Genomic DNA, 24,419 nt, shown 5'->3' with positions numbered 1-24,419 from the left:
GATTCTTCACCTTGCTCGACCGGTCTCTATGCCAACCCTGCGCACTTTTCTCGCCACTGCCCTGCTGGGCCTGACCCTTTGTGTCGGCAGCGTATACGCCGCCGACCCGCCCAGCGCCGACGCTATCCAGCAAACCCTGGACAAGCTGCCCGACCGCAAGCTACCCGACGCCGACATGAAGGCGCTGCAGGCGATCCTGCAGCAGACGCTGACCCACCTGGGCAACAAGCAGGATTACGAGCAGCGCCTGGCCGATCTCAAGCGCCAGCTGCAAGACGCCCCGCGCCAGACCAGCGAAAACCAGCGCGAACTGACCCGGCTCAAGGCCACCAAAGTCGTCCCGGTGGCCCAGCGCTACGCCACCTTGCCGGTGCCGCAACTGGAACAACTGCTGGTGCAGCGCACCACCCAGCAAGGCGACCTGCAAAAAGACCTGGCCGACGCCAACAGCCTGACCATCGCCGCCCAGACCCGCCCCGAACGCGCGCAGACCGAAATCAGCAGCAGCCAGACGCGCATCCAACAGATCAACGCGACCCTCAAGGCCGGCAAGGACAATGGCAAAACCCTCAGCGCCGACCAGCGCAACCAGTTGAACGCCGAACTGGCGTCACTGAATGCACTGATCCCACTGCGCCGCCAGGAACTGGCCGGCAACAGCCAACTGCAAGACCTGGGCAACAGCCAGCATGACCTGGTGGTGGAAAAAACCGCGCGCTTGGAACAAGAGATCCAGGACCTGCAAACCCTGATCAACCAGAAACGCCTGGCCCAGTCCCAGCAGACGGTGACCCAACAGTCCATCGAAGCGCAGAAAGCCGGCAGCAGCAGCCTGTTGGCCACGGAAAGCGCGGCCAACCTGAAGCTGTCCGACTACCTGCTCAAAAGCACCGACCGCCTCAACGACCTGACCCAGAAGAACCTGCAGACCAAGCAGCAACTGGACACCGTGACCCAGAGCGACTCGGCGCTGGACGAACAGATCAACGTGCTCAAGGGCAGCCTGCTGCTGTCGAAGATTCTGTACAAACAGAAACAGGCCTTGCCGCGCCTCACGGTCGACCGCAACCTCGCCGACGACATCGCCAACATTCGCCTGTACCAGTTCGAGGTCAACCAGCAGCGCGAACTGATCAGCTCGCCCAGCACCTATGTGGATAACCTGCTGGCCAACCAGCCGCCGGATGAGGTCACCCCGCAATTGCGGCGCACTCTGCTGGAACTGGCGATCACCCGCAGCGACCTGCTCGAGCGCCTGAGCCGCGAGCTGAGCGCGCTGCTCAATGAATCGATCACCCTGCAACTGAACCAGAAACAACTGCTGAGCACCGCCACCACCCTGCGTGCGACCCTCGATGAGCAGATGTTCTGGATTCCCAGCAACAAGCCGCTGGACACCGAGTGGCTGGAAACCGTCCCGGATCACCTGAGCAAGCAAGTCACCTCCCTGCCCTGGGCCTCCAGCGTCAGCGAACTGTACGACGGCCTGACCCAGCGCCCGCTGCTGTTCTTGCCGTTGCTGCTGTTGATCGGCGCACTGTTGTGGCGGCGCAATGCCTTGTACGCGCGGCTGAAAAAGGTTCACATGGACATCGGCCACTTCAAGCGTGACAGCCAATGGCACACGCCCCAGGCGATCCTGGTGAATATCCTGCTGGCCATGCCCGTGGCCTTGGGCCTGGCGTTATGCGGTTATGCGTTGCAGATCGACGCCCGCGGGCAAAACGCCAACCTGGGTGCCGCGCTGTTGCAGATCGCTCAGGCGTGGTTGGTGTTCTACACCGCCTACCGAATCCTCGCGCCAGGCGGCGTCGCCGAATTGCACTTCCGCTGGGAACGACCGCAGGTCGCATTCCTGCAAGGTTGGGTACGCAAGCTCGGGCTGGTGGTGCTGGCGCTGGTGGCCGTGGTGGCCATTGCCGAGCACCAGCCGGCAGCCCTGGCCGACGACGTGCTGGGCATCGGCGTGGTGCTGACCTGCTATGCGCTGATGGCCTGGCTGCTGGGTCGTCTGCTGTTGCACAGCACGACCCACGAGAAAGCCTCACTGTTCCGCAAAACCGCGGGCCTGTTGTTTACCGCGCTGCCCATCGCACTGTTTATCGCCGTGTGCTTCGGCTATTACTACACCGCGCTGAAGCTCAGCGACCGGTTGATCAACACCCTGTACCTGTTGATGTTCTGGCTGGTGATCGAAGCCACATTCGCCCGCGGCCTGGGCGTCGCCGCCCGGCGCCTGGCCTATTCGCGGGCATTGGCAAAACGCCAGGCCGCCAAGGAAGCCGGCGAAGGCGAAGCGGTGATCGAAGAGCCGACCCTGGACATCGAACAGGTCAACGAACAATCCATGCGCCTGATCCGCCTGGCCCTGCTCGGCGGCTTCATCGCGGCGCTGTACTGGGTGTGGTCGGACCTGATCTCGGTGTTCTCCTACCTCGACAACGTCACCCTCTACGAATACACCAGCGGCACCGGGGCCAATATCAGCATGGTGCCGATCAGCATCGGCGACATGCTCGGCGCGCTGATCATCATCGGCATCACCTTCGCCCTGGCGCGCAACCTGCCCGGCTTGCTGGAAGTGCTGGTGCTGTCCAAGCTGGACCTGGCCCAGGGCAGCGCCTACGCCACCACCACGTTGCTGTCCTACGTGATTGCCGGCGTGGGGTTTGTGGCGACCCTATCGACCCTCGGCGTGAGCTGGGACAAGTTGCAATGGCTGGTGGCGGCGCTATCGGTGGGCCTGGGCTTCGGTATGCAGGAGATCTTCGCCAACTTTATCTCCGGCATCATGATCCTGTTCGAGCGCCCGGTGCGGATCGGCGACACCATCACCATCGGCAACCTGTCGGGCACGGTGAGCAAGATCCGCATCCGCGCCACCACCATCACCGACTTCGACCGCAAGGACATCATTGTCCCGAACAAGACGTTCATCACCGGGCAACTGATCAACTGGTCGCTGACCGACACCATCACTCGGGTCACCCTCAAGCTCGGCGTGGACTACGGCTCCGACCTCGACCTGGTGAAAGCCCTGCTGCTCCAGGCCGCGCGCGAAAACCCGCGGGTGCTGAAAGAACCCGAACCCCACGTGTACTTCCTCAACTTCGGCGAAAGCACCCTCGACCACGAACTGCGCATGCACGTGCGCGACCTCGGTGACCGCAACCCGGTGATCGACGAGGTGAACCGTTTTATCAACCGCGAGTTCAAGAACAACCACATCAACATCTCGTTCCGGCAGATGGAGGTTTACCTGAAAAACCTGCACGGCCAGGAGTACAAGCTGGTGCCGGTAGAAGACGAAAAACGCACCATCGCCAACCCGGCCGAGACGCACGACGCACCGGAACCGCCGCCGGGCAAAGTGGTGGACGCCCCCGAGCCGCCACCCTCCAAGCTCGACTAAAACGCCTATCCCCAGCAGAATGCTCGGACATTCTGCTGGAGATGGCCGGTGAAAGCCCTCGACGAACTGACCTTCGACAATCGCTTCGCACGCCTGGGCGACGCGTTCTCAACCCACGTCCTGCCCGAGCCCCTCGACGAACCGCGCCTGGTCGTGGCGAGCGACGCCGCCATGGCCCTGCTCGACCTCGACCCAGCCGTGGCCGAAACGCCAGTGTTCGCCGAACTGTTCGGCGGCCACAAGCTGTGGGCCGAAGCCGAACCGCGGGCGATGGTGTATTCCGGGCATCAGTTCGGCTCCTACAACCCGCAGTTGGGCGATGGCCGTGGCTTGCTGCTCGGCGAGGTGTATAACCGCGCCGGCGAACACTGGGACTTGCACCTCAAGGGCGCCGGGCAGACGCCGTACTCGCGGATGGGCGATGGCCGCGCCGTGCTGCGCTCTTCGATTCGGGAGTTTCTGGCATCAGAAGCCCTGCACGCATTGAACATCCCTAGCAGCCGGGCGCTGTGTGTGATCGGCTCAAGCACGCCGGTTTGGCGCGAGAAGCAGGAACGCGGGGCGATGGTGTTGCGCCTGGCCCGTAGCCATGTCCGCTTCGGCCATTTCGAATACTTCTACTACACCCAGAAGCCCGAGCAGCAGGCGGCACTGGCCGAGCATGTGTTGAAGCTGCACTTCCCCGAGTGCCGGGAACAGCCCGAACCGTACCTGGCGATGTTCCGCGAAGTCGTCGAACGCAACGCCGCACTGATCGCCAAATGGCAGGCCTATGGCTTCTGCCACGGGGTGATGAACACCGACAACATGTCGATCCTCGGCATCACCTTCGATTTCGGGCCGTTTGCGTTTCTCGACGATTTTGACGCGCACTTCGTCTGCAACCATTCCGATCATGAAGGGCGCTACTCCTTCAGCAATCAGGTGCCGATCGGGCAGTGGAACCTCAGCGCGCTGGCGCAGGCGCTCACACCGTTTATCAGCGTCGACGCCTTGAAGGAAACCCTCGGTCTGTACCTGCCGCTGTACCAGGCGCACTACCTGGACCTGATGCGCCGCCGGTTGGGGCTGACCAGCGCCGAAGACGATGACCAGAAACTGCTGGAGCGCCTGCTGCAATTGATGCAGAACAGCGGCGTGGACTACACGCTGTTCTTCCGCCGCCTGGGCGATGAACCGGCGGCGCTCGCAGTGGCGCGGTTGCGTGACGAGTTTGTCGACAGGAACGGCTTCGATGCCTGGGCAGACGCGTACAAGGCCCGCGTGGCGCGCGATGGCGAGTACAGCGAAGAACAGCGCCGAGCGCGGATGCATGCGGTCAACCCGCTGTACATCCTGCGCAACTACCTCGCACAGAACGCCATCAGCGCCGCCGAGTCGGGGGATTACAGCGAAGTGCGGCGGCTGCACGAGGTGTTGCGCAAACCGTTCGAGGAGCAGGCCGGGATGGAGCAGTACGCGCAGCGGCCGCCGGATTGGGGCAAGCATTTGGAGATCAGTTGTTCTTCGTAGAGTCGGCTAGATGAACGTCTCCACGGAAACCCCAAAGCGTTCGGCCAACCATTTAATCTGTCGCAGATTGAGCTTACGCTTACCGCTCAGAATCTCGGAAACGACTGACTGTGTGCCTAAGCCTGGCAGATCACTTTGATTCAAGCCGTGTTCGCGCATCATCGCGCGCAACACGTCAACACCACTGACGATGGGCATCGGACGATGCTCGTGATCGTAGGCTTCGATCCAGTCACTGAGAATATCCACCAAACTCATAAGCGGATTTGATTCGTCCTCCCCGACCAAATCCAGCAACTCGTCGAGGGCAGTAACCAGTGCATCGTAATCCGCCTCGTTTTTTGGCTTGCGCAGTAACGGTGAAACAAATTGCCAATGTTCAGCGGCGAGCTGAATGAGTGCGCTCATCTGATTGTCTCCTTCCACTTGTCTTGTTCGTATTCGCGGTGATCGAGCAGATGCTTGATGTAAATTCGTTGTGCTGGGTACCGCACAAAAGCAATTAACCTCAGTTTATTGCCACCTATGTCGAACACATGGAACTGCCCGACTTTATCCGTCGCAGGAAAAATGCCTTTCATTGACGCGAAATCTCCTGGGCTATTGCGCTTTATCCGTCGGTACCACTCATCCAAAGCACTCGCTGAGCGCGGCACTTTTCCTTTGCTTCCCAGATCCTTTTCTCACTAATCACTCGCATGCAACATCCTTATCGCATCTTGCTATGAAGGTTAAACCCGAACTCAAACTATCGCAATTTGCTATAACCGCAAACAGACAGATGGCGGGAAACAGAACGCGCTCCAACAGCCTAGATAAGCGGCTTCACATCGACATGGCAGAAACTGTGAACGGATGAGTCACCGCTCCCACGCCTTGATAAACCCCAGACCTGACTCCAAATAGGATCTATTGGCCAGTCTCAAAGGAGCGCCACCATGTCCAACCCTCTCGTCATTCCCTGCCCGCACTGCAACGGCCTCAATCGCATCCCCGGCGAACGCCTGGGCGATGCGCCGAAGTGCGGGCGCTGCAAGCAGCCGGTGCTGCTGAACAAACCTTTTGAACTGAAACAGGGCGACTACACCAGCCAGATCAAGGGCGACCTGCCGTTGCTGGTGGATGTGTGGGCCGATTGGTGCGGGCCGTGTAAGTCGTTCGCGCCCATCTTCGAACAGGCCGCCGCGCAGCTGGAAGGCAAGTGCCGGCTGGCCAAGCTCGACAGCGAGGCCAATCAGCAGTTGTCGGCGCAGTTGGGGATTCGCTCGATTCCCAGTTTGATTCTGTTCAAGAACGGCCGCGAAGTGGCGCGTCAGAGTGGGGCGTTTCCGTTGCCGCAGTTGATGAGCTGGTTGCGCAGCCAAGGGGTCTAGTGTGGGAGGGAGCTCGCTCCCGATGACGGTGTATCAATCAGCTTATGTTGCGCCTGACCCACCGCCATCGGGAGCAAGTCCCTTCCCACATCGGTTTTGTGTAGTGCTTTAGGTCAGGCGTTTTCCAGCAGGTTATGCAACTCCACAAACTGCTGCGTCAGCTTGTGCCGTGGGTCCAGGTGGATCAGCGGCTTGTTCTGCTGGTGCGACTCACGCATGCGTACCGAACTCGCCAGATACACCGGCAGCACCGGCAAGCCTTCGGCAATCAACTCATCGAGCATCTGCTGCGGCAAGCTCGCCCGCGCCTGGAACTGGTTGACCACGATGCCTTCGACTTCCAGGCCTTCGTTGTGGTCTTCCTTCAATTCTTCGATTTCCGCCAGCAGGCCATACAGCGCCTGGCGCGAGAAACTGTCGCAATCGAAGGGGATCAACACACGATCAGCAGCAATCAGCGCCGAAACCGCATAAAAATTCAACGCTGGCGGGGTATCCAGGTAAATCCGGTCGTAGTCTTCGCTCAGTTCATCCAGCAGCTTTCGCAGCTTGTTGATCTTGTGCTTGGCTTCGAGCTTGGGCTGCAAGTCCGCCAGCTCAGCGGTGGCGGTGATCACGTGCAGGTTGTCGAAGGGCGTTTCGTAGATATCCACCCGGTTTTTCTTGGCGAACGGCCCGGAAGACAGGGTTTGCTTGAAGAACTCGGCAATACCCATCGGTATATCGTCGCCGGTCAGCCCGGTGAGGTACTGAGTAGAGTTGGCTTGTGCATCGAGGTCCACCAACAGGGTTCGATAACCTTCACTGGCGCTGACCGCCGCCAGGTTGCAGGCGATGCTGGACTTGCCAACCCCGCCTTTTTGATTGAACACCACGCGCCGCATGGAAAAACCTCCGTGTACCAATGAATGCCCGAGTGTAGAGGGCAAAAGCGCCGGTTAGCTACCTCGTTCATCCATGCACTGCTGCATTAATGGTCCGGGCTAGCATCTAACGTACAAATGAAAAGGAACAGTCCGACAATCCAGCTCGGTTCTCAGTGAAGGACAATCTGTAAATCTTCCCCAGCAAATTGTAATCGGCCGTGAACAAATATTTACCAAAGTTTGCTAGAACCCCACAGCACCGGGATAATGCGCGCCACTCGGCTGCTGCTCCCTGTCCCGGTATTCGGGGCCAGTGGCCGCGCATGGAAGCCCGCAGGGGCGGGATATCTTCTCAGTGATCAATTTCAATATCAGCCAATGGCGCGCCTGGGCTCCGGGCCTCGAAAGTGCGGACGACTGGCGCGCCTGGTGCCAGGCGCCAGTGTTGCTACCCGCCAGCGAAGCCTCCCCCGACGTCTCGTTTTTACCGGCCATGCAGCGCCGCCGCCTGAGCCGTCTGGCGCGCATGGCTTTCAGCGTGGGCTGGCCGCTGGCCGAGGGCCTGCAAGACCTGCCGCTGGTGTTCGTTTCCCGCCACGGCGAAACCCCGCGCACCCTCGACATCCTCAGCGACCTGGCCAACGACCAGCCGCTGTCGCCGACCCAGTTCAGCCTGTCGGTGCATAACGCGGTGATTGGCCTGTGGTCGATCCTGCGCAATGAAACCAGCGAAATGACCGCCCTCGCCGCCGCCGGCGATGGCCTGGAACACGGCATGCTCGAAGCGGCGGCCCTGCTCAACGAAGGCGCCCCGGCGGTATTGCTGGTGATCAGCGAGGAACAGCCACCCGAGGCCTACGCCAACTGGATCCACGACGTGCCCTTCCCCTACGCCCTCGGCCTGTTACTGACGCCGGGCGACGAGTGGCAACTGGAACTGCGCACCGGCACTGTCCAACACACTCACACCCAGTGGCCTCATGCCCTGAACCTGCTACGCACCCTGTTGACCGAACAGGGCGCCTGCCAACACGCCTGGAAGAACCGCGTATGGAACTGGCAACGCAAGCCCTGAACGACAAGCCACGGGACGCCTACTACTGGCGCCTGTTCGCCACCGCCGCCAGCTTCGCGCTGTTTGGCGTCGGCGGGCTGTGCCTGCGCTTACTGGTGTTTCCGTTGCTCAATTGCCTGCCGGGGACTGCCAAGCAGCACCAACGGCGCGCGCGGCATACCATCAGTCGCCTGTTCTGGTTGTTCATTCGGTGGATGCAGCGCCTGGGCATTCTCACGTTCAGCGTCGACGGTGCCGACAAACTCGGGCGCCCCGGCCAGATGATCGTCGCCAACCACCCGTCACTGATCGACGTGGTGTTCCTGATCGGCCTGATGCGCCAGACCAACTGCGTAGTCAAGCAGAGCCTGTTTCAAAACCCGTTCACCCGTGGGCCGGTGCGCGATGCCGGCTACATCAGCAATGACGGCAGCGCGGACATGCTCGACGCCGCCGCCGATGCGCTGCGCGAAGGTCAGACCCTGATCATCTTTCCAGAAGGCACCCGCACCACACCCGGCGCGGCGCCTGCCTTTCATCGCGGCGGCGCCGCGATTGCGTTGCGTGGTGCGACAATCATCACCCCCGTGGTAATCAAGGTCAGCCCGACCACCCTGACCAAGGCCGAACCCTGGTATCGCATTCCCAAACGCCGCTTTCACTTCAGTTTACGGGTGGGTGCCGATATAGAACCACAAGCGTTCGCCGCACTCGGCCCCGCGCCCCAGGCCTCACGCAAGCTCAACGATTACCTGCATCACTATTTTATTAAGGAGCTCGCCGAAGATGAGCAACTCAAACAGCCTTGAGCACGACATAAAGACGCTGATCATCGAGGCCCTGGGCCTGGAAGACATCAGCGTCGACGACATCAACAGCGACCAAACCCTGTTTGGCGAAGGCCTCGGCCTGGACTCAGTCGACGCCCTGGAACTGGGCCTGGCGATCCAGAAAAAGTACGGCATCAAGATCGATGCCGACGCCAAGGACACCCGCAATCACTTCACCAACGTGGCCAGCCTTGCGGCGTTCGTCACGGCCAAACAGGCAGCTTGAGACCGTACCATGCAAACTCGTGACGATATTTTCAACACCCTGCGCGCTGCCTTGGTGGAACTGTTTGAACTGGAACCTGAACGCATCACCCTCGAAGCCAACCTGTACCAGGACCTGGAAATCGACAGCATCGACGCCGTGGACCTGATCGACCACATCAAACGCCAGACCGGCAAAAAAATCGCCGCCGAAGAGTTCAAGGCTGTGCGTACCGTGAACGACGTGGTTGAGGCGGTGTACCGTCTGGTCCAACCGGCCGCATGAGCCGGCTGATCGGCCTTGGCCTGTTGCTGGCGGGGTTGCTGTACCCTTTCGCGGTGTATTACGGCACCGAGCACTTTGCACCGTGGCAATTCGGCCTGCTGCTCGGCAGCCTGTGGTTGCTGCGCGCGCTCACGGGTGCGCGGCGCCCCGGCAGCCGCTGGATGGCGGTGGCGATCATCCTGTTCTGCTTGGCCCTGGCCTGGTTCGACAACCCGCACCTGCTGCGCTGGTACCCGAGCCTGGTCAGCGCGTTCATGTTGGCGCTGTTCGGCCTGAGCCTGAAATACGGCCCGCCGATGGTTGAGCGCCTGGCACGCATGACCGACCCGCAACTGCCGCCGAAAGCCATTGTGTATACGCGCCAGGTCACCGTGGTGTGGAGCGTGTTTTTTCTGTGTAATGGCCTGCTGGCCGCCGCCCTCACCCTGTGGGCGCCGCTGAGCTGGTGGACGTTGTACAACGGCCTGATCGCCTACGGGCTGATGGGGCTGTTGTTTGCCGTGGAATGGCTGGTACGACAAAGGGTTCGAGGCCGCGTATGAATGGGTTGAAACTTGAGCACCTGCTGCTTGAGCCGTTGGAACAGCGCTTGGTCACCACCGAGCCTGCGATGAATCACGCCCAGCTGTGGGAGCAATCTCTGCGCCTGGCGGCAGGCCTGCACGCGCGCGGTATCCAGCGCGTGGCGGTGCATCTGGAAGACGCCGGCCTGCTGGCGATCGCCCTGCTGGGGGCCTGGCGCGCCGGGGTCGGCGTGTTGCTGCCCGCCGACCTGCAACCGCAGACTCGCCAACGCTGGGCCGACGCCGTCGACACCTGGCTGACCGACGCCGCGGACCTGGACGCGTTGTATCAGGCGCCGTTGAGCCCTGCAGCCCTCGACCTGGATGCGTGCCAATTGAGCCTGTGTACCTCCGGCTCCAGCGGCGAACCCAAGCGCATCGACAAGACCCTGCGCCAGCTGGCCAACGAGGTGCAGGCCCTGGAAACGCTGTGGGGCGCGGACCTCAACGACGCCTGCATCATCGGCAGCGTCGCCACCCAACACATCTACGGCTTGTTGTTCCGCGTGCTGTGGCCGTTGTGCGCCGGCCGCAGCTTCGTGCGCCGCCAGCTGGCCTTCCCGGAGGACTTGCAGCGCGCCAGCCGCGAGCACCCACGGTTCGCCTGGGTTGCCAGCCCGGCGCTGCTCAAGCGGATGGGTGACAACCTCGACTGGCCGGCCCTGAGCCGAGTGTCGCGGGTGTTCTCCTCCGGCGGCGCCCTGCCCATCGACGCGGCCGCCAGCCTGTACGAACGCTTGCAACAATGGCCGACGGAAATCCTCGGCAGCTCGGAAACCGGCGGCATTGCCTGGCGCCAAGGCGCGCAGCCGTGGCAGCCGTTCGCCGGGGTAGAACTGAGCCAGGACGCCGACGGTGCCCTGCGCATTGCCTCGCCGTACCTGCCCGCCGGGCATATCGAACAGACCGCCGACGCCGCCCGCCTGCATGCCGACGGCCGCTTCGAACTGCTCGGGCGCCTGGATCGCATCGTCAAACTGGAAGAAAAACGTATCTCCCTGCCCATGCTCGAACAGGCCCTGATGGCGCACCCCTGGGTCGCCGAAACGCGCCTGGGAGTGGTCCAGGAAAACCGCGCCAGCCTCGGCGCTCTCGTGGTGCTGAGCGCCGACGGCCTGCATGCCCTGCGCAACCAGGGCCGGCGTACCGTCACGCAAACCCTGCGCCAACACCTGAGCCAGCACTGCGAAGCCCTGGCCTTGCCGCGTCGCTGGCGTTTACTGCGACAGTTGCCGCTGAACAGCCAAGGCAAGCTGCCCCAGGCCGAGATCGAAGCGCTGCTGCTGGCGCCCCGGCCGAAAGCCCCGGAGGTGCTGGAGCAAGTCGAAGCCGATGGCGAATGGACCTTGCAACTGAGCATCCCGCCGGACCTGGCCTACTTCAGCGGTCACTTCCCGGTGACGCCGGTGCTGCCGGGCGTGGTGCAGGTCGAGTGGGCGTTCAACCTCGGCCAGCAACTGCTCGACCTGCCAGCGACCTTTGCCGGCATGGAAGTGCTCAAGTTCCAGCAACTGGTGCGCCCCGGCGACCACGTCGAACTGCACCTGCGCTTCGACCCGCAACGCAGCAAGTTGTATTTCGCCTACCGCAACGGCGTCGCAGCCTGCTCCAGTGGCCGGATTCAACTGGAGCCTGCGCATGCATAACCCCTGCGCCCTGATCCCGGTCTACAACCATGAAACCGCCGTGCCGACCGTGGTCCACAGCCTGCTCGACAGCGGCCTGCCATGCCTGTTGGTGGACGATGGCAGCAGCCCGGCGTGCGCGGCGGTGCTGGCGCAATTGGCGACCCTCGACAACGTCAGCCTGCTCACCCTGCCGAACAACCAAGGCAAGGGCAGCGCGGTGATGGCCGGCTTTCGCGAAGCGGCGCGCCTGGGCTTCACCCATGCCCTGCAAGTGGACGCCGACGGCCAACATGACCTGCGCGAAGTCGAGAGCTTCATCGACACCTCGCGCCGACACCCCACGGCGGTGATCTGCGGCTACCCCGAATACGACGACAGCGTGCCCAAGGGCCGCCTGTACGCACGCTACCTGACCCACGTGTGGGTGTGGATCAACACCCTGTCGCTGCAGATTCGCGATTCGATGTGCGGCTTTCGCGTGTACCCGCTGGGGCCGACCCTGGCCCTGATGGACTCGGCCTACATCGGCACCCACATGGATTTCGACTCGGACATCCTGGTGCGCCTGGCCTGGCGCAACCAGCCGATGCGCTGGCTGCCGACGAAGGTGCATTACCCCGCCGACGGCCTGTCGCACTTCCGCCTGTTCCGCGACAACGTGCGTATCTCGGCCATGCACACCCGGCTGTTCTTCGGCATGTTGGTGCGCGCACCGATGATTCTGTGGCGACGGTGGCAGGCATGAGCGACAGCAGCAAACACTGGGCCGACCGCGAAGAGCGTGGCAGTTTCTGGCTGATGAAACTCACCGCAGTCGCCGCCAGGCTGCTCGGGCGCCGGCTGTTGAGCCCGCTGCTGTACGGCATCGTGCTGTACTTCTTCCTGTTCGGCCGCACCGCGCGCCAGAGCACCTGGCAATACCAGCAGCGTCTGGCGCAATGGAGCGGCCGCGATGAGCTGCGCCCGACCCTGCGCAAAGTCTTCGGCCAGTTCATGGCATTTGCCGATGCGCTGCTGGACAAGCTCGACGTGTGGAACGGCAAGCTGCGCATCGAGCAGATCGAAATCCACGACCCGGCGCAATTGCGCGGCCAACTGCGCGGCGAGCGCGGGCAGATGCTGGTGGGCGCGCACCTGGGCAACCTCGAAGTGTGCCGCGCGCTCGCGGAGATCGGCGAAAAAGTCACCATGAACGTGCTGGTCCACACCAAGCACGCCGAACGCTTCAACCGCCTGCTGGGCGAAGCCGGCGCGACCCATTTGCGCCTGATCCAGGTCAGCGAGCTGGACCCGGCCACCATGCTGCTGCTCAGCCAGCGCCTGGACGACGGCGAATGGCTGGCGATTGCCGGCGACCGCGTGCCACTGCACGGCGGGCGCACGGTGCGCGTGGAGTTCCTCGGCCATGACGCCGCCTTCCCCCAGGGCCCGTGGCTGCTGGCCGGCCTGCTGAAATGCCCGGTCAACCTGCTGATGTGCCTCAAGCACCAGGGCCGCTATCGCCTGAGCATCGAACCGTTTGCCCAACTGATCGAATGGAAACGCAGCACCCGCGAGCAGGTCATCGCCCTGTGGACCGCACGCTACGCCGCACGCCTGGGCCAGTTCTGCCTGGAAGCGCCCCAACAATGGTTCAACTTTTACCCTTTCTGGAAGACCGATGACGACGCATCTTGAGCCAGTAACGTTTGGCGAACGCGCTTTGCGCATTGAAGACGTATTGGCCCTGGCCAATCGTCAGGCGCCCACGCACTTGCAGGATGATGCCGCGTATCGCCAGCGCATCGCCAAGGGCGCGCAGTTCCTCGACTCGCTGCTGGACAAGGAAGGCGTGATCTACGGCGTGACCACCGGCTATGGCGACTCGTGCGTGGTGGCGGTGCCGTTACAGCACGTCGAAGCCCTGCCGCGACACCTGTACACCTTCCACGGTTGCGGCCTGGGCAAGTTGCTCGACGCGCAAGCCACCCGCGCCGTGCTCGCGGCGCGTTTGCAGTCGCTGTGCCACGGCGTGTCCGGGGTGCGCGTGGAACTGCTCGAACGCCTGCACGCGTTCCTCGAACACGACGTGCTGCCGCTGATCCCGGAAGAAGGCTCAGTGGGCGCCAGCGGCGACCTGACGCCGCTGTCCTACGTGGCCGCGACGCTCTCCGGCGAACGCGACGTGCTGTTCCGCGGCGAACGCCGCCAGGCCATCGACGTCCACCGCGAACTGGGCTGGGAGCCGCTGGTCCTGCGGCCCAAGGAAGCCCTCGCACTGATGAACGGCACCGCCGTGATGACCGGCCTCGCCTGCCTGGCCTTCGCCCGCGCCGATTACCTGCTGCAATTGGCCACGCGCATCACCGCGCTGAACGTGGTGGCGCTGCAAGGCAACCCGGAACACTTCGACGAGCGCCTGTTCGCCGCCAAACCGCACCCGGGGCAGATGCAAGTCGCCGCGTGGTTGCGCCAAGACCTGGCCATCGATGCGCCGACTGCGCCGCTGCACCGTTTGCAGGACCGCTACTCGCTGCGTTGCGCGCCCCATGTTCTCGGCGTGCTGGCCGACAGCCTGAACTGGCTGCGCTCGTTCATCGAGATCGAACTCAACAGCGCCAACGACAACCCGATCATCGACGCCGAAGCAGAGCGCGTGCTGCACGGCGGGCACTTCTACGGCGGGCACATCGCCTTCGCCATGGACAGCCTCAAGACCCTGGTGGCCAACGTCGCCGACCTGCTCGACCGCCAGCTCGCCCTGCTGGTGGACGTGCGTTACAACCACGGCCTGCCGAGCAACCTGTCCGGCGCCCCGGCCGACCGCGCGATGATCAACCACGGCTTCAAGGCAGTGCAGATCGGCACCAGCGCCTGGACCGCCGAAGCGCTGAAGAACACCATGCCGGCCAGCGTGTTTTCACGCTCCACCGAGTGCCACAACCAGGACAAAGTGAGCATGGGCACCATCGCCGCCCGCGATGCGATCCGTGTGCTGGAGCTGACCGAACAGGTCGCCGCCGCCACCCTGCTCGCCGCCAACCAGGGCGTGTGGCTGCGCGCCCAGGCCGCCGAGGCGCGCCCGTTGCCGCCGGCGTTGGCAGCGATGCACAGCGAACTGGCCAAGGACTTCCCGCCGGTGATCGAAGACCGCGCCCTCGAAGGCGAGCTGCGCCTGTGCCTCAAACGCATCGCCGAGCAACACTGGAGGCTGCATGCGTAGCCCGGGCGTGTTGCATTGCGACACTGAAATCCTCGTGCCGTTTTTCGACATCGACACCATGAACGTGGTCTGGCACGGGCACTACGTGAAGTACCTGGAAATCGCCCGCTGCGCCCTGCTCGACAAGATCGGCCATAACTACGCGGCGATGCTCGAGTCGGGCTACGCCTGGCCGGTGATCGACATGCAACTGCGCTATGTGCGCGGCGCCACCTTCGGCCAGACGCTCAACGTGCGCGCCAGCCTGGTGGAGTGGGAGAACCGTTTGAAGGTCAACTACCTGATCACCGACCGCACCAGCGGCGAACGCCTGACCCGTGCCAGCACGGTACAAGTAGCGGTACAAATCGCCAGCCGCGAGATGCAACTGGCGTCCCCTACCGTCTTCATCGACGCGGTCGAAAGGGCCCTGAAATGCTGACCCCTGTAGGAGCGAGCTTGCTCGCGAAGATCGTCAACGATAACGCTGACCACCTGACACCCCGCGGCGCCCTCAGGTTTTTCGCGAGCAAGCTCGCTCCTACAGTGTTCGCGTTGTTTGGTTTTTCGGCGGCGGCCCATGGGTTCGACTTACAGCAACTGAGCGATCAGTTGGCCAAACCCAGCGTGATCCACGGCAGCTTCATCCAGGAAAAACACCTGCGCGCCCTGCCGCAGCCCTTGGTCAGCAAAGGCACCTTCGTCCTGGCCAAAGACCACGGCCTGCTGTGGCTGCTCAAAACCCCGCTGCAACAGGATTACCGCATCAGTACCCAAGGCATTGCGCGGCGTGACGCCAACGGCTGGCAGACGCTGCCGAACAAGAGCGCCGGGGCCGAGCAGAACCGCCTGTTCCTCGCCGTGCTGCAGGGCGACAGCAGCGGCTTGCAGCGTGACTTCGACCTGCAACTGCAGGGTGAAGCCGAGCAGTGGCAGTTGACGCTGACCCCGCGCTCGCTGCTGCTCAAGCAAGTGTTCAAGCAGATCAATATCGACGGCGGCACGCTGGTCCACAGCATCGAACTGCTGGAAACCCAGGGCGACAGCACTGTGCTGCGCATGCAGGACAGCAGCGCCGACCTTCCCCTGAGCGATGCGGAGCAACACGACTTTGCCCAGTGAGCGTTTAATGCCGCGCCTGTTCCTGACCCTGCTGGTGGCCGTGCTGGCCCTGGCCGGCTGGCAATGGCGCCATGGCGCGCCGTTGTCGGCCAACCTGATGGAACTGGTGCCGGGCAACACGCCGGACGCCCTCGAACTGCAAGCCGAACAGCGCATGCAGGAACCGTTGAACCGCGAAATCCTGGTCCTCGTGGGGCACGCCGACCGCCAGCAGGCGGTCAACGTGGCCGAGCAACTGGGCGCGCGCTGGCAAGCCAGCGGCCTGTTTGAAAAGGTCCAATGGAACCTGCAAGCCGACCTGCCAGCACTGCGCGCGCAATTGTTGCGCGGGCGCTTGTCGATGCTCGCGGCCAAGGACCGCGAGCAACTGATCGACCACCCCGACGCCTTCATCCAGCAGCGCGTGCAAGCGTTGTTCGACCCGTTCACCGGGTTCAGCCTGGTGCCGAGCCAGGACGACTGGCTGGGCCTGACCGGACGCATTCAGAACAGCCAGCCGCAGAGCGGCGCGGTGCAATTGGATATCGGCAGCGGCGCATTGATCGCCGATGCCGACGGCAAGAGCTGGGTGCTGTTGCGTGCGCGCACCACCGGCAATGCCTTCGATATGAAACTGCCGCTGCAGGTCGCGGACCTGCTCCAGGCCAGTCGCGCCCAAGCCACCGAGCACGGCGCGCAACTGCTCGCGGCCAGCGGTTTGCTCTACGCTGCCAGCGGGCAACAGCAAGCCAGCCGCGAAATCACCTGGGTCGGCGGCGGCGCCACCCTCGGCATTCTGCTGCTGTTGCTCCTGGCGTTCCGCCGCTGGCGCGTGCTGCTGGCCTTCGTGCCGGTGCTGGTGGGCATGCTGTTCGGCGCGGTGGCCTGTGTGGCGCTGTTCGGGCATATGCATGTGATGACGCTGGTGCTCGGCTCCAGCCTGATCGGCGTGGCAGTGGACTACCCGCTGCACTATTTGTCGAAAAGCTGGAGCCTGCAGCCGTGGCGCAGTTGGCCGGCGTTGCGCCTGACCCTGCCGGGCCTGAGCCTGAGCCTGGCGACCAGTTGCATCGGTTACCTGGCGCTGGCCTGGACGCCGTTCCCGGCGCTGACCCAGATCGCCGTATTCTCCGCTGCCGGCCTGGTCGGTGCGTACCTGTCGGCCGTGTGCCTGTTGCCGGCGCTGCTCCAGGGTGTCGACCTGCGCCCGGCGCAATGGCCGTTGCACATCGCCGAGCGCCTGTGGCTGATGCGTTCCGGGTTGATCAAGCGCGTGCCGAGCGCGGTGCTGCTGGTGTGGGTGCTGCTGTTTTGCGCCGGCGGCTTGTGGCAGTTGAACAGTAAAAACGATCTGCGCCAGTGGATCGGCGCCCCGCCACAATTACTGCAGGAAGCCCAGGCGGTGGCGCGGATCACCGGGTTCCAACCCACCAGCCAGTTCTTCCTGGTGCGCGCCGACAATCAGCAGCAGTTGCTGGAGCGCCAGGCCGCCCTGGGCCAGCGCCTGGAACAGTTGGTGAATATGGACAAGCTCCAGGGTTATCTGGCGCTGAACCAGCTGGTCAACCTGCCCGCCGAGCAACAACAACTGCGCGGGGCGCTGAATGCACTTCCCGCGCACTGGCAACCGCTGCTGGACCTCGGCGTGCCCGTCGGCGCGCTGCAAGCTGAAGTCGCTCAACTGCAAGCGCTGCCTACCCAAGACATCGACGCTGCACTGCTCGGGCCGCTGGCCGAACCCTGGCGCACGCTGTGGCTGGGCCCGGTCGACGGCGGTGTGGCAGCCATGATCAGCCTGCAAGGCTTGAGCGACCCGGCGCTGCTGCAGGTGCAGGCCGTGGATTTGCCGGGGGTGCAACTGGTGGATCGCCTGGGGGAGTTGAACCGGGTGTTCGCCGCCACGCAGATCAGCGCGGCTGAATTGAAGTTGATGTCGTGCGGGCTGATCGTGCTGTTGCTGATCGTGCCCTTCGGCTTTGGTGGCGCGCTGCGCATCGTCGCCCTGCCGTTGCTGGCCGCGCTGTGCAGCCTGGCCAGCCTCGGTTGGCTGGGCCAGCCGCTGACGCTGTTCAGCCTGTTCGGCCTGCTGCTGGTCACCGCCATCAGCGTCGACTACGCGATCCTGATGCGTGAACAGATCGGCGGGCCTGCGGTCAGCTTATTAGGAACACTGCTGGCGGCACTGACGACCTGGTTGTCGTTCGGCCTGCTGGCGCTGTCGAGTACACCCGCGGTGAGTAATTTCGGCCTGTCGGTCAGCCTGGGCCTGGCCTTCAGCTTTATGCTGGCGCCCTGGGCCGGCCGACAGAAGCACGCCTCATGAATGTGATTATCGCCAAAGCGGCAAGGAGCCCTCGTGCCCATAGTTGAAATGGAACGTCGCCAGGTGGTGGTGATCGGTGCCGGCCCGTCCGGTGCCATCGCTGCCGCGCTGTTAAAGCGTAAAGGGCATGATGTATTGATTATCGAGCGCCAGCATTTCCCACGCTTTTCGATCGGTGAAAGCCTGCTGTCGCACTGCATCGACTTTATCGAAGAGGCCGGCATGCTCGACGCCGTGCAGGCGGCGGGTTTCCAGGTGAAAACCGGTGCCGCATTCGCCTGGGGCGAGCGCTACAGTGCGTTTGATTTCGGCGATACGTTCAGCCACGGCAAACCGACCACCTTCCAGGTGCAGCGCGGCGAGTTCGACAAGTTGCTGGCCGATCAGGCGGCGCTGCAAGGCGTCGACATCCGTTACGGCGAAACCATCGTCGGCGTGGATTTCAGCGGTGAAACCCACTACCTGCATGTGCGCCGGGAGAACGGCAGCGAGTACCACATCAAAGCCAAGTTCGTGCTCGACGCCAGCGGCTACGGCCGCGTCCTGCCGCGCCTGCTGGACCTGGAAGCGCCGTCGGATTTCCCGTTGCGCCAGGCGGTGTTCAGCCATGTCGAGGACCGCATCGAACACCCAGGCTTCGACCGCACCAAGATCCTCGTGACGACCCACCCGACCCAGCGCGACATCTGGTTCTGGACCATCCCGTTCAGCAACGGCCGCTGCTCCGTGGGCGTAGTGGCGGCCAAGGAACATTTCGCCGGCCGCGACAACGACCTGGACGCGTGCCTGCGCGGGTTCATCGACGAAACCCCAAGCCTCAGCAGCGTGCTGCAGAACGCCGTGTGGGACACCCCCGCGCGTACCATCGGCGGCTACTCGGCCAACGTCAAAACCTTGCACGGCCCGGGCTTTGCGCTGCTGGGCAATGCGGCAGAATTCCTCGACCCGGTGTTCTCCTCCGGCGTGACCATCGCCATGCGCTCGGCGAGCATGGCCGCGAGCGTGCTGCATCGTCAGCTCAACGGCGAAACCGTGGACTGGCAGCGCGAGTTTGCCGAGCCGTTGAAGCGCGGCGTCGATACCTTCCGCTGCTACGTCGAAGGCTGGTACGCCGGGACGTTCCAGGATGTTATTTTTCACGCCGGCAGCTCGCCGGAGATTCGCCGGATGATCAGTTCGATCCTCGCCGGCTACGCCTGGGACGAGCGCAACCCGTTTGTCAGCGAGCCCAAGCGGCGGTTGCGGATGTTGTCGGAAATTTGTGCAGGGGATGCCGTGTGAGCAGTCAGTACTTGAGTAAGAACTACGTCGAAGAAACCAAGTTCGGCTTCTGGTTCCTGCGCAGCCACACCTGGCAGCACCATGTGTTGCGCGTGGCGATCAACGACCTGCGCAGCCTGTTCAGCGAACCGTTGCCGGTGGCGCCGGTACTGCTGGACGCCGGCTGCGGCCAGGGCAAATCCTTCAAGCTGTTGCAGCAAGTGTTTGCGCCGTCCCGCCTGATCGGGCTGGACGCCGACCCGCACAGCCTTGAGCTGAGCAAGGCGGAAGCCGCGCACCAAGGGCTGGACGTCGAGCTGATCGGCAGCGACTGCGCCACCCTCGACGTCGCCGACGCCAGCGTCGATATCCTGTTCTGCCACCAGACCTTCCATCATCTGGTTGAGCAGCACCGTGCATTGAAAGAGTTCTACCGGGTACTCAAGCCCGGCGGCTATCTGCTGTTTGCCGAGTCCACCGAAGCCTATATCGACACCTGGGTGATTCGCTGGCTGTTCCGCCACCCCATGCAGGTGCAGAAAAGCGCCGAAGAGTACCTGCAGATGCTGCACGAGCAGGGCTTTGAATTCGGCGCGCAGAACGTCTCCTACCCATACTTGTGGTGGAGCCGGGCCAGCGATTTCGGCCTGCTGGAACGCTGGGGCCTGCGCAAGGCACCGCCGGTGGGCCAGCGCGAAGAAACCCTGGTCAACTGCGTGGCACGCAAACCCCTGGCGAGCGCGGCACCATGATGCGTGCGCTGCTGATCGGCTGCCTGTTGCTGCTGAGCGCCTGCGCCAGCCAACCGCCCTTGCCGGCAAAAAACCCGGCCCTGGCCTTGCCGATGCAACTGCATGTGCAGCGTCTGGCGGACGGCCAGAGCCAGGACTGGTTGCTGGTGATCCAGCACGAAGGCAACGCGATCCGCTGGTCGATGATGGACCCGCTGGGCATCCCCCAGGCCCGGCAGAAGCTGATCGACGGCCAGTGGCAGGCCGACGGGTTGCTGCCGCCCAATCCCCAGGCGCGCGAGCTGTTCGCCGCGTTGCTGTTTGCACTGACTTCGGCGGATGACCTCCGCGCGCTGTACCCGAACGCCCAAGCGATGGACCTGACACGCACCCTGCCGGGCCATTGGCAAATCGTCTATCAGTCATCCGAGGTGTTCAGCGTGAACATGCGCGGGCAACCGCTGAGCTATCGCATCACCCCGCTGGGAATGGCGCGATGACCGCGTATCTGAATGCCCTCGGCGTGATCTGCGCTCTCGGGCGCGGCCAGGCCGACGTCAGCCGCAGCCTGTTTGCCGGCGACTGCTCCGGCATGCGCGCCGAAAGCGGCTGGGTGCCGGAGCGGGTGTTGCCGGTTGCCGGCGTACCGGGCGCACTGGCGACCATCCCGCCCGAGCTGGGCCAGCAAAGCAGCCGCAATAACCAGTTGCTGCTCGAAGCCGCGTTGCAGATCGACGGCGAGATCCGCCAGGCGATCCAACGCTACGGCGCGGCGCGGGTCGGCATTGTGCTCGGCACCAGCACCTCGGGCATCGACGAAGCCAGTCGCGGCATTGCCCGTTACCTGAGCGATCACCGCTTCCCCGACGACTACGACTACCAGCAACAGGAACTCAGCGCCCCGGCGAACTTCCTCGCCGACTGGCTGCAACTGAGCGGCCCGGCCTATGTGATTTCCACCGCCTGCACCTCCAGTGCCCGCGCGTTGATGAGTGCCCGGCGCCTGCTGGAGCTGGGCCTGTGCGATGCGGTGATCTGCGGCGGCGTCGACAGCCTGTGCAAGCTGACGCTTAACGGCTTTACCGCGCTGGAGGCGGTCTCGAGCGAGCGTTGCAACCCGTTTTCGGTGAACCGCAACGGCATCAACATCGGCGAAGCGGCGGTGTTGTTTTTGATGACTCGCGAGCCCGCCCCCATCGCGCTGCTGGGCAGTGGCGCGAGTTGCGATGCACACCATATTTCCGCGCCGGAGCCCACTGGCAAAGGCGCGTTGCTGGCGATGCGCAAGGCCCTGGCCAGCGCGCGCTTGAAGCCGGAGCAGATCGGCTACCTGAACCTGCACGGCACCGCCACCCAACACAACGACGCCATGGAAAGCCTGGCCGTCGCCAACCTGTTCCCCGACGGCGTGGCCTGTTCATCGACCAAACCGATGAGCGGCCACACCCTGGGCGCGGCCGGCGCGCTGGAAGCGGCGTTCTGCTGGCTGAGCCTGGCCCACGGCCGGCTGCCGCCCCACGTATGGGACGGCCAGGCCGACCCGGCGCTGCCCGCCTTGCAGTGGGCACGCCGTGGTGACGCCTTGAAAAAACGCTGCCTGATGAGCAACTCGTTTGCCTTCGGCGGCAATAATGTCAGCCTGATTATCGCAGAGGCCCCATGATCGATTGGCCACTCGCCGCACTGCTGCCCCACGCGGGCGACATGATCCTGATCGACCAGGTGCTGTCGTTCGACGAAGAGCAGATTCACACCCGCCTCACCGTCAAGCCCGGTGGCTTGTTCAACCGCCCCGACGGCAGCCTGCCGGCCTGGGTCGGCATCGAGCTGATGGCGCAAAGCGTCGCCGCCTATGCCGGTTGCCGCGCGCGCCAGAACGGCCAGGCGGTGGAGCTGGGCTTCCTGTTGGGCACGCGTAAGTTCGAGTGCAACGTGGAGCACTTCCCGGCCGGTGCCGAGTTGACCATCCACGGCCTGCGCTCCCTGGAAGACGACAACGGCATGGGTGTGTTCGAATGCCACCTGACCGGCGACGGTATCCACGCCAGCGCCCGCTTGAACGTATTTCGACCGCCCCAGGCGGCCACCTATTTAGATGAATCGAAGGACGAAACGCCATGACTGAATCCGTACTGGTCACCGGCTCCAGCCGTGGCATCGGCCGCGCCATTGCCCTGCGCCTGGCGCAGGCCGGGCACGACATCGTGTTGCATTGCCGCAGCGGTCGAGCAGAAGCCGACGCGGTGCAGGTCGAGATCGAAGCCCTGGGCCGCAAGGCGCGGGTGCTGCAATTCGACGTTTCCGAGCGGGCCGAGTGCAAGGCAATCCTCGAAGCCGACGTGGAACGACACGGCGCGTATTACGGCGTGGTGCTCAACGCCGGCCTGACCCGCGACGGCGCGTTCCCGGCCTTGTCGGAAGACGACTGGGACGTGGTGATGCGTACCAACCTCGACGGTTTCTACAACGTGCTGCACCCGGTGATGATGCCGATGATCCGTCGTCGCGCGGCCGGGCGTATCGTGTGCATCACCTCGGTGTCCGGGCTGATCGGCAATCGCGGCCAGGTCAACTACAGCGCCTCCAAGGCCGGCCTGATCGGCGCGGCCAAGGCCCTGGCCATCGAGCTGGGCAAGCGCAAGATCACCGTCAACTGCGTCGCACCGGGCCTGATCGACACCGCGATGCTCGATGAAAACGTGCCGGTCGAAGAGCTGATGAAAATGATCCCGGCGCAGCGCATGGGCACGCCGGAAGAAGTGGCCGGCGCGGTGAATTTCCTGATGTCGGCCGAAGCCGGCTATATCACCCGCCAGGTCTTGGCCGTGAACGGAGGTCTGTGTTGATGAAGCGCGTGGTCGTAACCGGCATGGCCGGCATCACCTCCCTGGGCAGCGACTGGAACACCATCGCCGCCAACTTTCGCGCCAACCGCAGCGGCATCCGGCGCATGGACGAGTGGGACCGTTTCAGCGAATTGAACACGCGCCTGGCCGGGCCGATCGACGACTTCGTCGTGCCCGCGCACTGGACCCGCAAGCAACTGCGCAGCATGGGCCGCGTATCGCGCCTGGCGGTGTGGGCGGCGGAGCAGGCGCTGAAAGACGCCGGCTTGCTCGGTGACGAGTCGATCAAGGACGGGCGCATGGGCGTGGCCTGCGGCTCGTCCACCGGCAGCACCGACGAGATCAAGGCGTTCGGCAACATGCTGCTCAACTCGGTGGCCGAGGGGCTGAACGCCAACTCCTATGTCCGCATGATGCCCCACACCACGGCGGCGAATATCAGCATCTTCTTTGGCCTCACCGGGCGCTTGATTCCCACGTCCAGCGCTTGCACCAGCGGCAGCCAGGGCATCGGCTATGCCTATGAGGCGATCAAGTTCGGACGCCTGCCGCTGATGCTTGCCGGCGGCGCCGAAGAGCTGTGCCCCACCGAAGCCATGGTGTTTGACGCGCTCTACGCCACCAGCCTGAAGAACGATGCGCCACAGACCAGCCCGCGCCCCTACGACAGCGGCCGCGACGGCCTGGTGATCGGCGAAGGCGGCGGCATGCTGGTGCTCGAAGAACTGGAACACGCCCTGGCCCGTGGCGCGCATATCCACGCCGAAATTGTCGGTTTCGGCAGCAACGCCGACGGCCAGCACACCACGCGCCCGGAACAGAAAACCATGCGCCGCGCCATGGAGCTGGCCCTGGAAGACGCCGGGCTCGAGCCCTCGGTCATCGGCTACGTGAACGGCCATGGCACCGCCACCGACCAGGGCGACATCGCCGAAACCCTGGCCACCAACAGCCTGTTCGGCAGCCGCATGCCCATTAGTTCGCAGAAGAGCTTCCTCGGCCATACCCTGGGTGCGTGCGGGGCGCTGGAGTCGTGGTTCAGCATCGAGATGATGAACCGCGACCAGTACGTACACACCTTCAACCTGGATTCCGTCGACCCGCAGTGCGGCGAGCTGGATTACCTGCAAGGTGAGTTTCGCGAGATGCACCACGACTACGTGATGAACAACAATTTTGCCTTCGGCGGCGTCAACACCTCGTTGATCTTCCGCCGCTGGTCCTGACTTTTTACATCGATTGGAGAAAA

The 24,419-nt window shown here is 63.7% G+C and carries 24 protein-coding genes and 1 pseudogene; 22 read left to right on the top strand and 3 right to left on the bottom strand.

Annotated features, from left to right (window positions below; all coding sequences use genetic code 11):
• Window positions 1-28: 28 nt before the first annotated feature.
• On the top strand, window positions 29-3,412 hold the full coding sequence (gene mscK / locus RGV59_RS08095) for a mechanosensitive channel MscK (RefSeq protein ID WP_017849824.1): 3,384 nt from the start codon (window positions 29-31) through the stop codon (window positions 3,410-3,412).
• A gap of 48 nt (window positions 3,413-3,460) precedes the next feature.
• Window positions 3,461-4,924 carry a protein adenylyltransferase SelO gene (selO, locus tag RGV59_RS08090; RefSeq protein WP_046490784.1) on the top strand — a complete coding sequence of 488 codons (1,464 nt, stop codon included), beginning with the start codon at window positions 3,461-3,463 and terminating at the stop codon, window positions 4,922-4,924.
• 6 nt (window positions 4,925-4,930) lie between these two features.
• Here the strand turns inward: selO and RGV59_RS08085 are convergent, their stop codons facing one another.
• Window positions 4,931-5,332, bottom strand: a complete 402-nt coding sequence (locus RGV59_RS08085; protein WP_126585358.1) for a helix-turn-helix domain-containing protein — start codon at window positions 5,330-5,332, stop codon at window positions 4,931-4,933.
• Window positions 5,329-5,624, bottom strand: a pseudogene (locus RGV59_RS08080) (type II toxin-antitoxin system HigB family toxin). Before RGV59_RS08080 ends, RGV59_RS08085 begins: the two are co-directional and overlap by 4 nt.
• 238 nt (window positions 5,625-5,862) lie before the next feature.
• On the opposite strand from RGV59_RS08080, the gene trxC reads away from it, so the two are divergent.
• Window positions 5,863-6,297 (top strand): thioredoxin TrxC, encoded by a 435-nt coding sequence (gene trxC, locus RGV59_RS08075; RefSeq protein WP_126585357.1) that lies wholly within the window; start codon window positions 5,863-5,865, stop codon window positions 6,295-6,297.
• Window positions 6,298-6,410: 113 nt separating this feature from the next.
• Here the strand turns inward: trxC and RGV59_RS08070 are convergent, their stop codons facing one another.
• Window positions 6,411-7,181, bottom strand: a complete 771-nt coding sequence (locus tag RGV59_RS08070) for a ParA family protein (RefSeq protein WP_017849829.1) — start codon at window positions 7,179-7,181, stop codon at window positions 6,411-6,413.
• 337 nt (window positions 7,182-7,518) lie between these two features.
• On the opposite strand from RGV59_RS08070, the gene RGV59_RS08065 reads away from it, so the two are divergent.
• Genes RGV59_RS08065 through RGV59_RS07975 form a run of 19 tightly spaced genes read left to right on the top strand, consistent with a single transcriptional unit; the run spans window position 7,519 to window position 24,396 of the window.
• Window positions 7,519-8,238 (top strand): beta-ketoacyl synthase chain length factor, encoded by a 720-nt coding sequence (locus RGV59_RS08065; RefSeq protein WP_046384950.1) that lies wholly within the window; start codon window positions 7,519-7,521, stop codon window positions 8,236-8,238.
• Entirely contained in the window at window positions 8,214-9,026 is an 813-nt protein-coding gene (locus tag RGV59_RS08060; RefSeq protein ID WP_017849831.1) for a lysophospholipid acyltransferase family protein, read from the top strand. The genes RGV59_RS08065 and RGV59_RS08060 overlap by 25 nt, the downstream gene beginning before the upstream one ends.
• Window positions 9,004-9,273: a phosphopantetheine-binding protein gene (locus RGV59_RS08055; protein ID WP_102617199.1), complete on the top strand. Its 270-nt coding sequence runs from the start codon at window positions 9,004-9,006 to the stop codon at window positions 9,271-9,273. The genes RGV59_RS08060 and RGV59_RS08055 overlap by 23 nt, the downstream gene beginning before the upstream one ends.
• 9 nt (window positions 9,274-9,282) lie before the next feature.
• On the top strand, window positions 9,283-9,537 hold the full coding sequence (locus RGV59_RS08050; protein WP_017849833.1) for an acyl carrier protein: 255 nt from the start codon (window positions 9,283-9,285) through the stop codon (window positions 9,535-9,537).
• Window positions 9,534-10,079 (top strand): membrane protein, encoded by a 546-nt coding sequence (locus RGV59_RS08045; RefSeq protein WP_017849834.1) that lies wholly within the window; start codon window positions 9,534-9,536, stop codon window positions 10,077-10,079. The genes RGV59_RS08050 and RGV59_RS08045 overlap by 4 nt, the downstream gene beginning before the upstream one ends.
• The gene (locus RGV59_RS08040) at window positions 10,076-11,746 is read left to right on the top strand and encodes an acyl-CoA synthetase family protein (RefSeq protein ID WP_046490791.1); all 1,671 of its coding nucleotides are present in this window, start codon (window positions 10,076-10,078) and stop codon (window positions 11,744-11,746) included. The genes RGV59_RS08045 and RGV59_RS08040 overlap by 4 nt, the downstream gene beginning before the upstream one ends.
• Complete coding sequence (locus tag RGV59_RS08035) at window positions 11,739-12,473, top strand: glycosyltransferase family 2 protein (protein ID WP_102617202.1); 735 nt, start codon at window positions 11,739-11,741, stop codon at window positions 12,471-12,473. The genes RGV59_RS08040 and RGV59_RS08035 overlap by 8 nt, the downstream gene beginning before the upstream one ends.
• On the top strand, window positions 12,470-13,405 hold the full coding sequence (locus tag RGV59_RS08030; RefSeq protein ID WP_102617203.1) for a glycosyl transferase: 936 nt from the start codon (window positions 12,470-12,472) through the stop codon (window positions 13,403-13,405). Before RGV59_RS08035 ends, RGV59_RS08030 begins: the two co-directional genes overlap by 4 nt.
• Complete coding sequence (locus RGV59_RS08025) at window positions 13,389-14,930, top strand: HAL/PAL/TAL family ammonia-lyase (protein ID WP_126585356.1); 1,542 nt, start codon at window positions 13,389-13,391, stop codon at window positions 14,928-14,930. Before RGV59_RS08030 ends, RGV59_RS08025 begins: the two co-directional genes overlap by 17 nt.
• Window positions 14,923-15,351 (top strand): acyl-CoA thioesterase, encoded by a 429-nt coding sequence (locus tag RGV59_RS08020; protein ID WP_046384955.1) that lies wholly within the window; start codon window positions 14,923-14,925, stop codon window positions 15,349-15,351. Before RGV59_RS08025 ends, RGV59_RS08020 begins: the two co-directional genes overlap by 8 nt.
• Window positions 15,345-16,031, top strand: coding sequence for an outer membrane lipoprotein carrier protein LolA (locus tag RGV59_RS08015; protein ID WP_126585355.1), 687 nt, complete (start codon window positions 15,345-15,347; stop codon window positions 16,029-16,031). Before RGV59_RS08020 ends, RGV59_RS08015 begins: the two co-directional genes overlap by 7 nt.
• Entirely contained in the window at window positions 16,003-18,333 is a 2,331-nt protein-coding gene (locus RGV59_RS08010; RefSeq protein WP_126585354.1) for an MMPL family transporter, read from the top strand. The genes RGV59_RS08015 and RGV59_RS08010 overlap by 29 nt, the downstream gene beginning before the upstream one ends.
• Before the next feature lie 33 nt (window positions 18,334-18,366).
• On the top strand, window positions 18,367-19,614 hold the full coding sequence (locus RGV59_RS08005) for an NAD(P)/FAD-dependent oxidoreductase (RefSeq protein WP_126585353.1): 1,248 nt from the start codon (window positions 18,367-18,369) through the stop codon (window positions 19,612-19,614).
• Complete coding sequence (locus RGV59_RS08000; protein WP_017849843.1) at window positions 19,611-20,345, top strand: class I SAM-dependent methyltransferase; 735 nt, start codon at window positions 19,611-19,613, stop codon at window positions 20,343-20,345. Before RGV59_RS08005 ends, RGV59_RS08000 begins: the two co-directional genes overlap by 4 nt.
• Window positions 20,342-20,824, top strand: coding sequence for a hypothetical protein (locus tag RGV59_RS07995; RefSeq protein ID WP_126585352.1), 483 nt, complete (start codon window positions 20,342-20,344; stop codon window positions 20,822-20,824). The genes RGV59_RS08000 and RGV59_RS07995 overlap by 4 nt, the downstream gene beginning before the upstream one ends.
• Window positions 20,821-21,987 carry a beta-ketoacyl-[acyl-carrier-protein] synthase family protein gene (locus tag RGV59_RS07990; protein ID WP_126585351.1) on the top strand — a complete coding sequence of 389 codons (1,167 nt, stop codon included), beginning with the start codon at window positions 20,821-20,823 and terminating at the stop codon, window positions 21,985-21,987. Before RGV59_RS07995 ends, RGV59_RS07990 begins: the two co-directional genes overlap by 4 nt.
• Complete coding sequence (locus RGV59_RS07985) at window positions 21,984-22,445, top strand: hotdog family protein (protein ID WP_017849846.1); 462 nt, start codon at window positions 21,984-21,986, stop codon at window positions 22,443-22,445. Before RGV59_RS07990 ends, RGV59_RS07985 begins: the two co-directional genes overlap by 4 nt.
• Window positions 22,442-23,170 (top strand): 3-oxoacyl-ACP reductase FabG, encoded by a 729-nt coding sequence (fabG, locus tag RGV59_RS07980; RefSeq protein ID WP_017849847.1) that lies wholly within the window; start codon window positions 22,442-22,444, stop codon window positions 23,168-23,170. Before RGV59_RS07985 ends, fabG begins: the two co-directional genes overlap by 4 nt.
• A complete protein-coding gene (locus RGV59_RS07975; RefSeq protein ID WP_046384962.1) occupies window positions 23,170-24,396 on the top strand; it encodes a beta-ketoacyl-ACP synthase in 1,227 nt (408 codons plus the stop codon). The genes fabG and RGV59_RS07975 overlap by 1 nt, the downstream gene beginning before the upstream one ends.
• The last annotated feature ends 23 nt before the right edge of the window (window positions 24,397-24,419 follow it).

The sequence above is a fragment of the Pseudomonas sp. FG1 genome (assembly GCF_034313875.1).
Lineage (GTDB): Bacteria > Pseudomonadota > Gammaproteobacteria > Pseudomonadales > Pseudomonadaceae > Aquipseudomonas > Aquipseudomonas veronii.
This window is presented reverse-complemented; position numbering and strand designations above follow the sequence as displayed.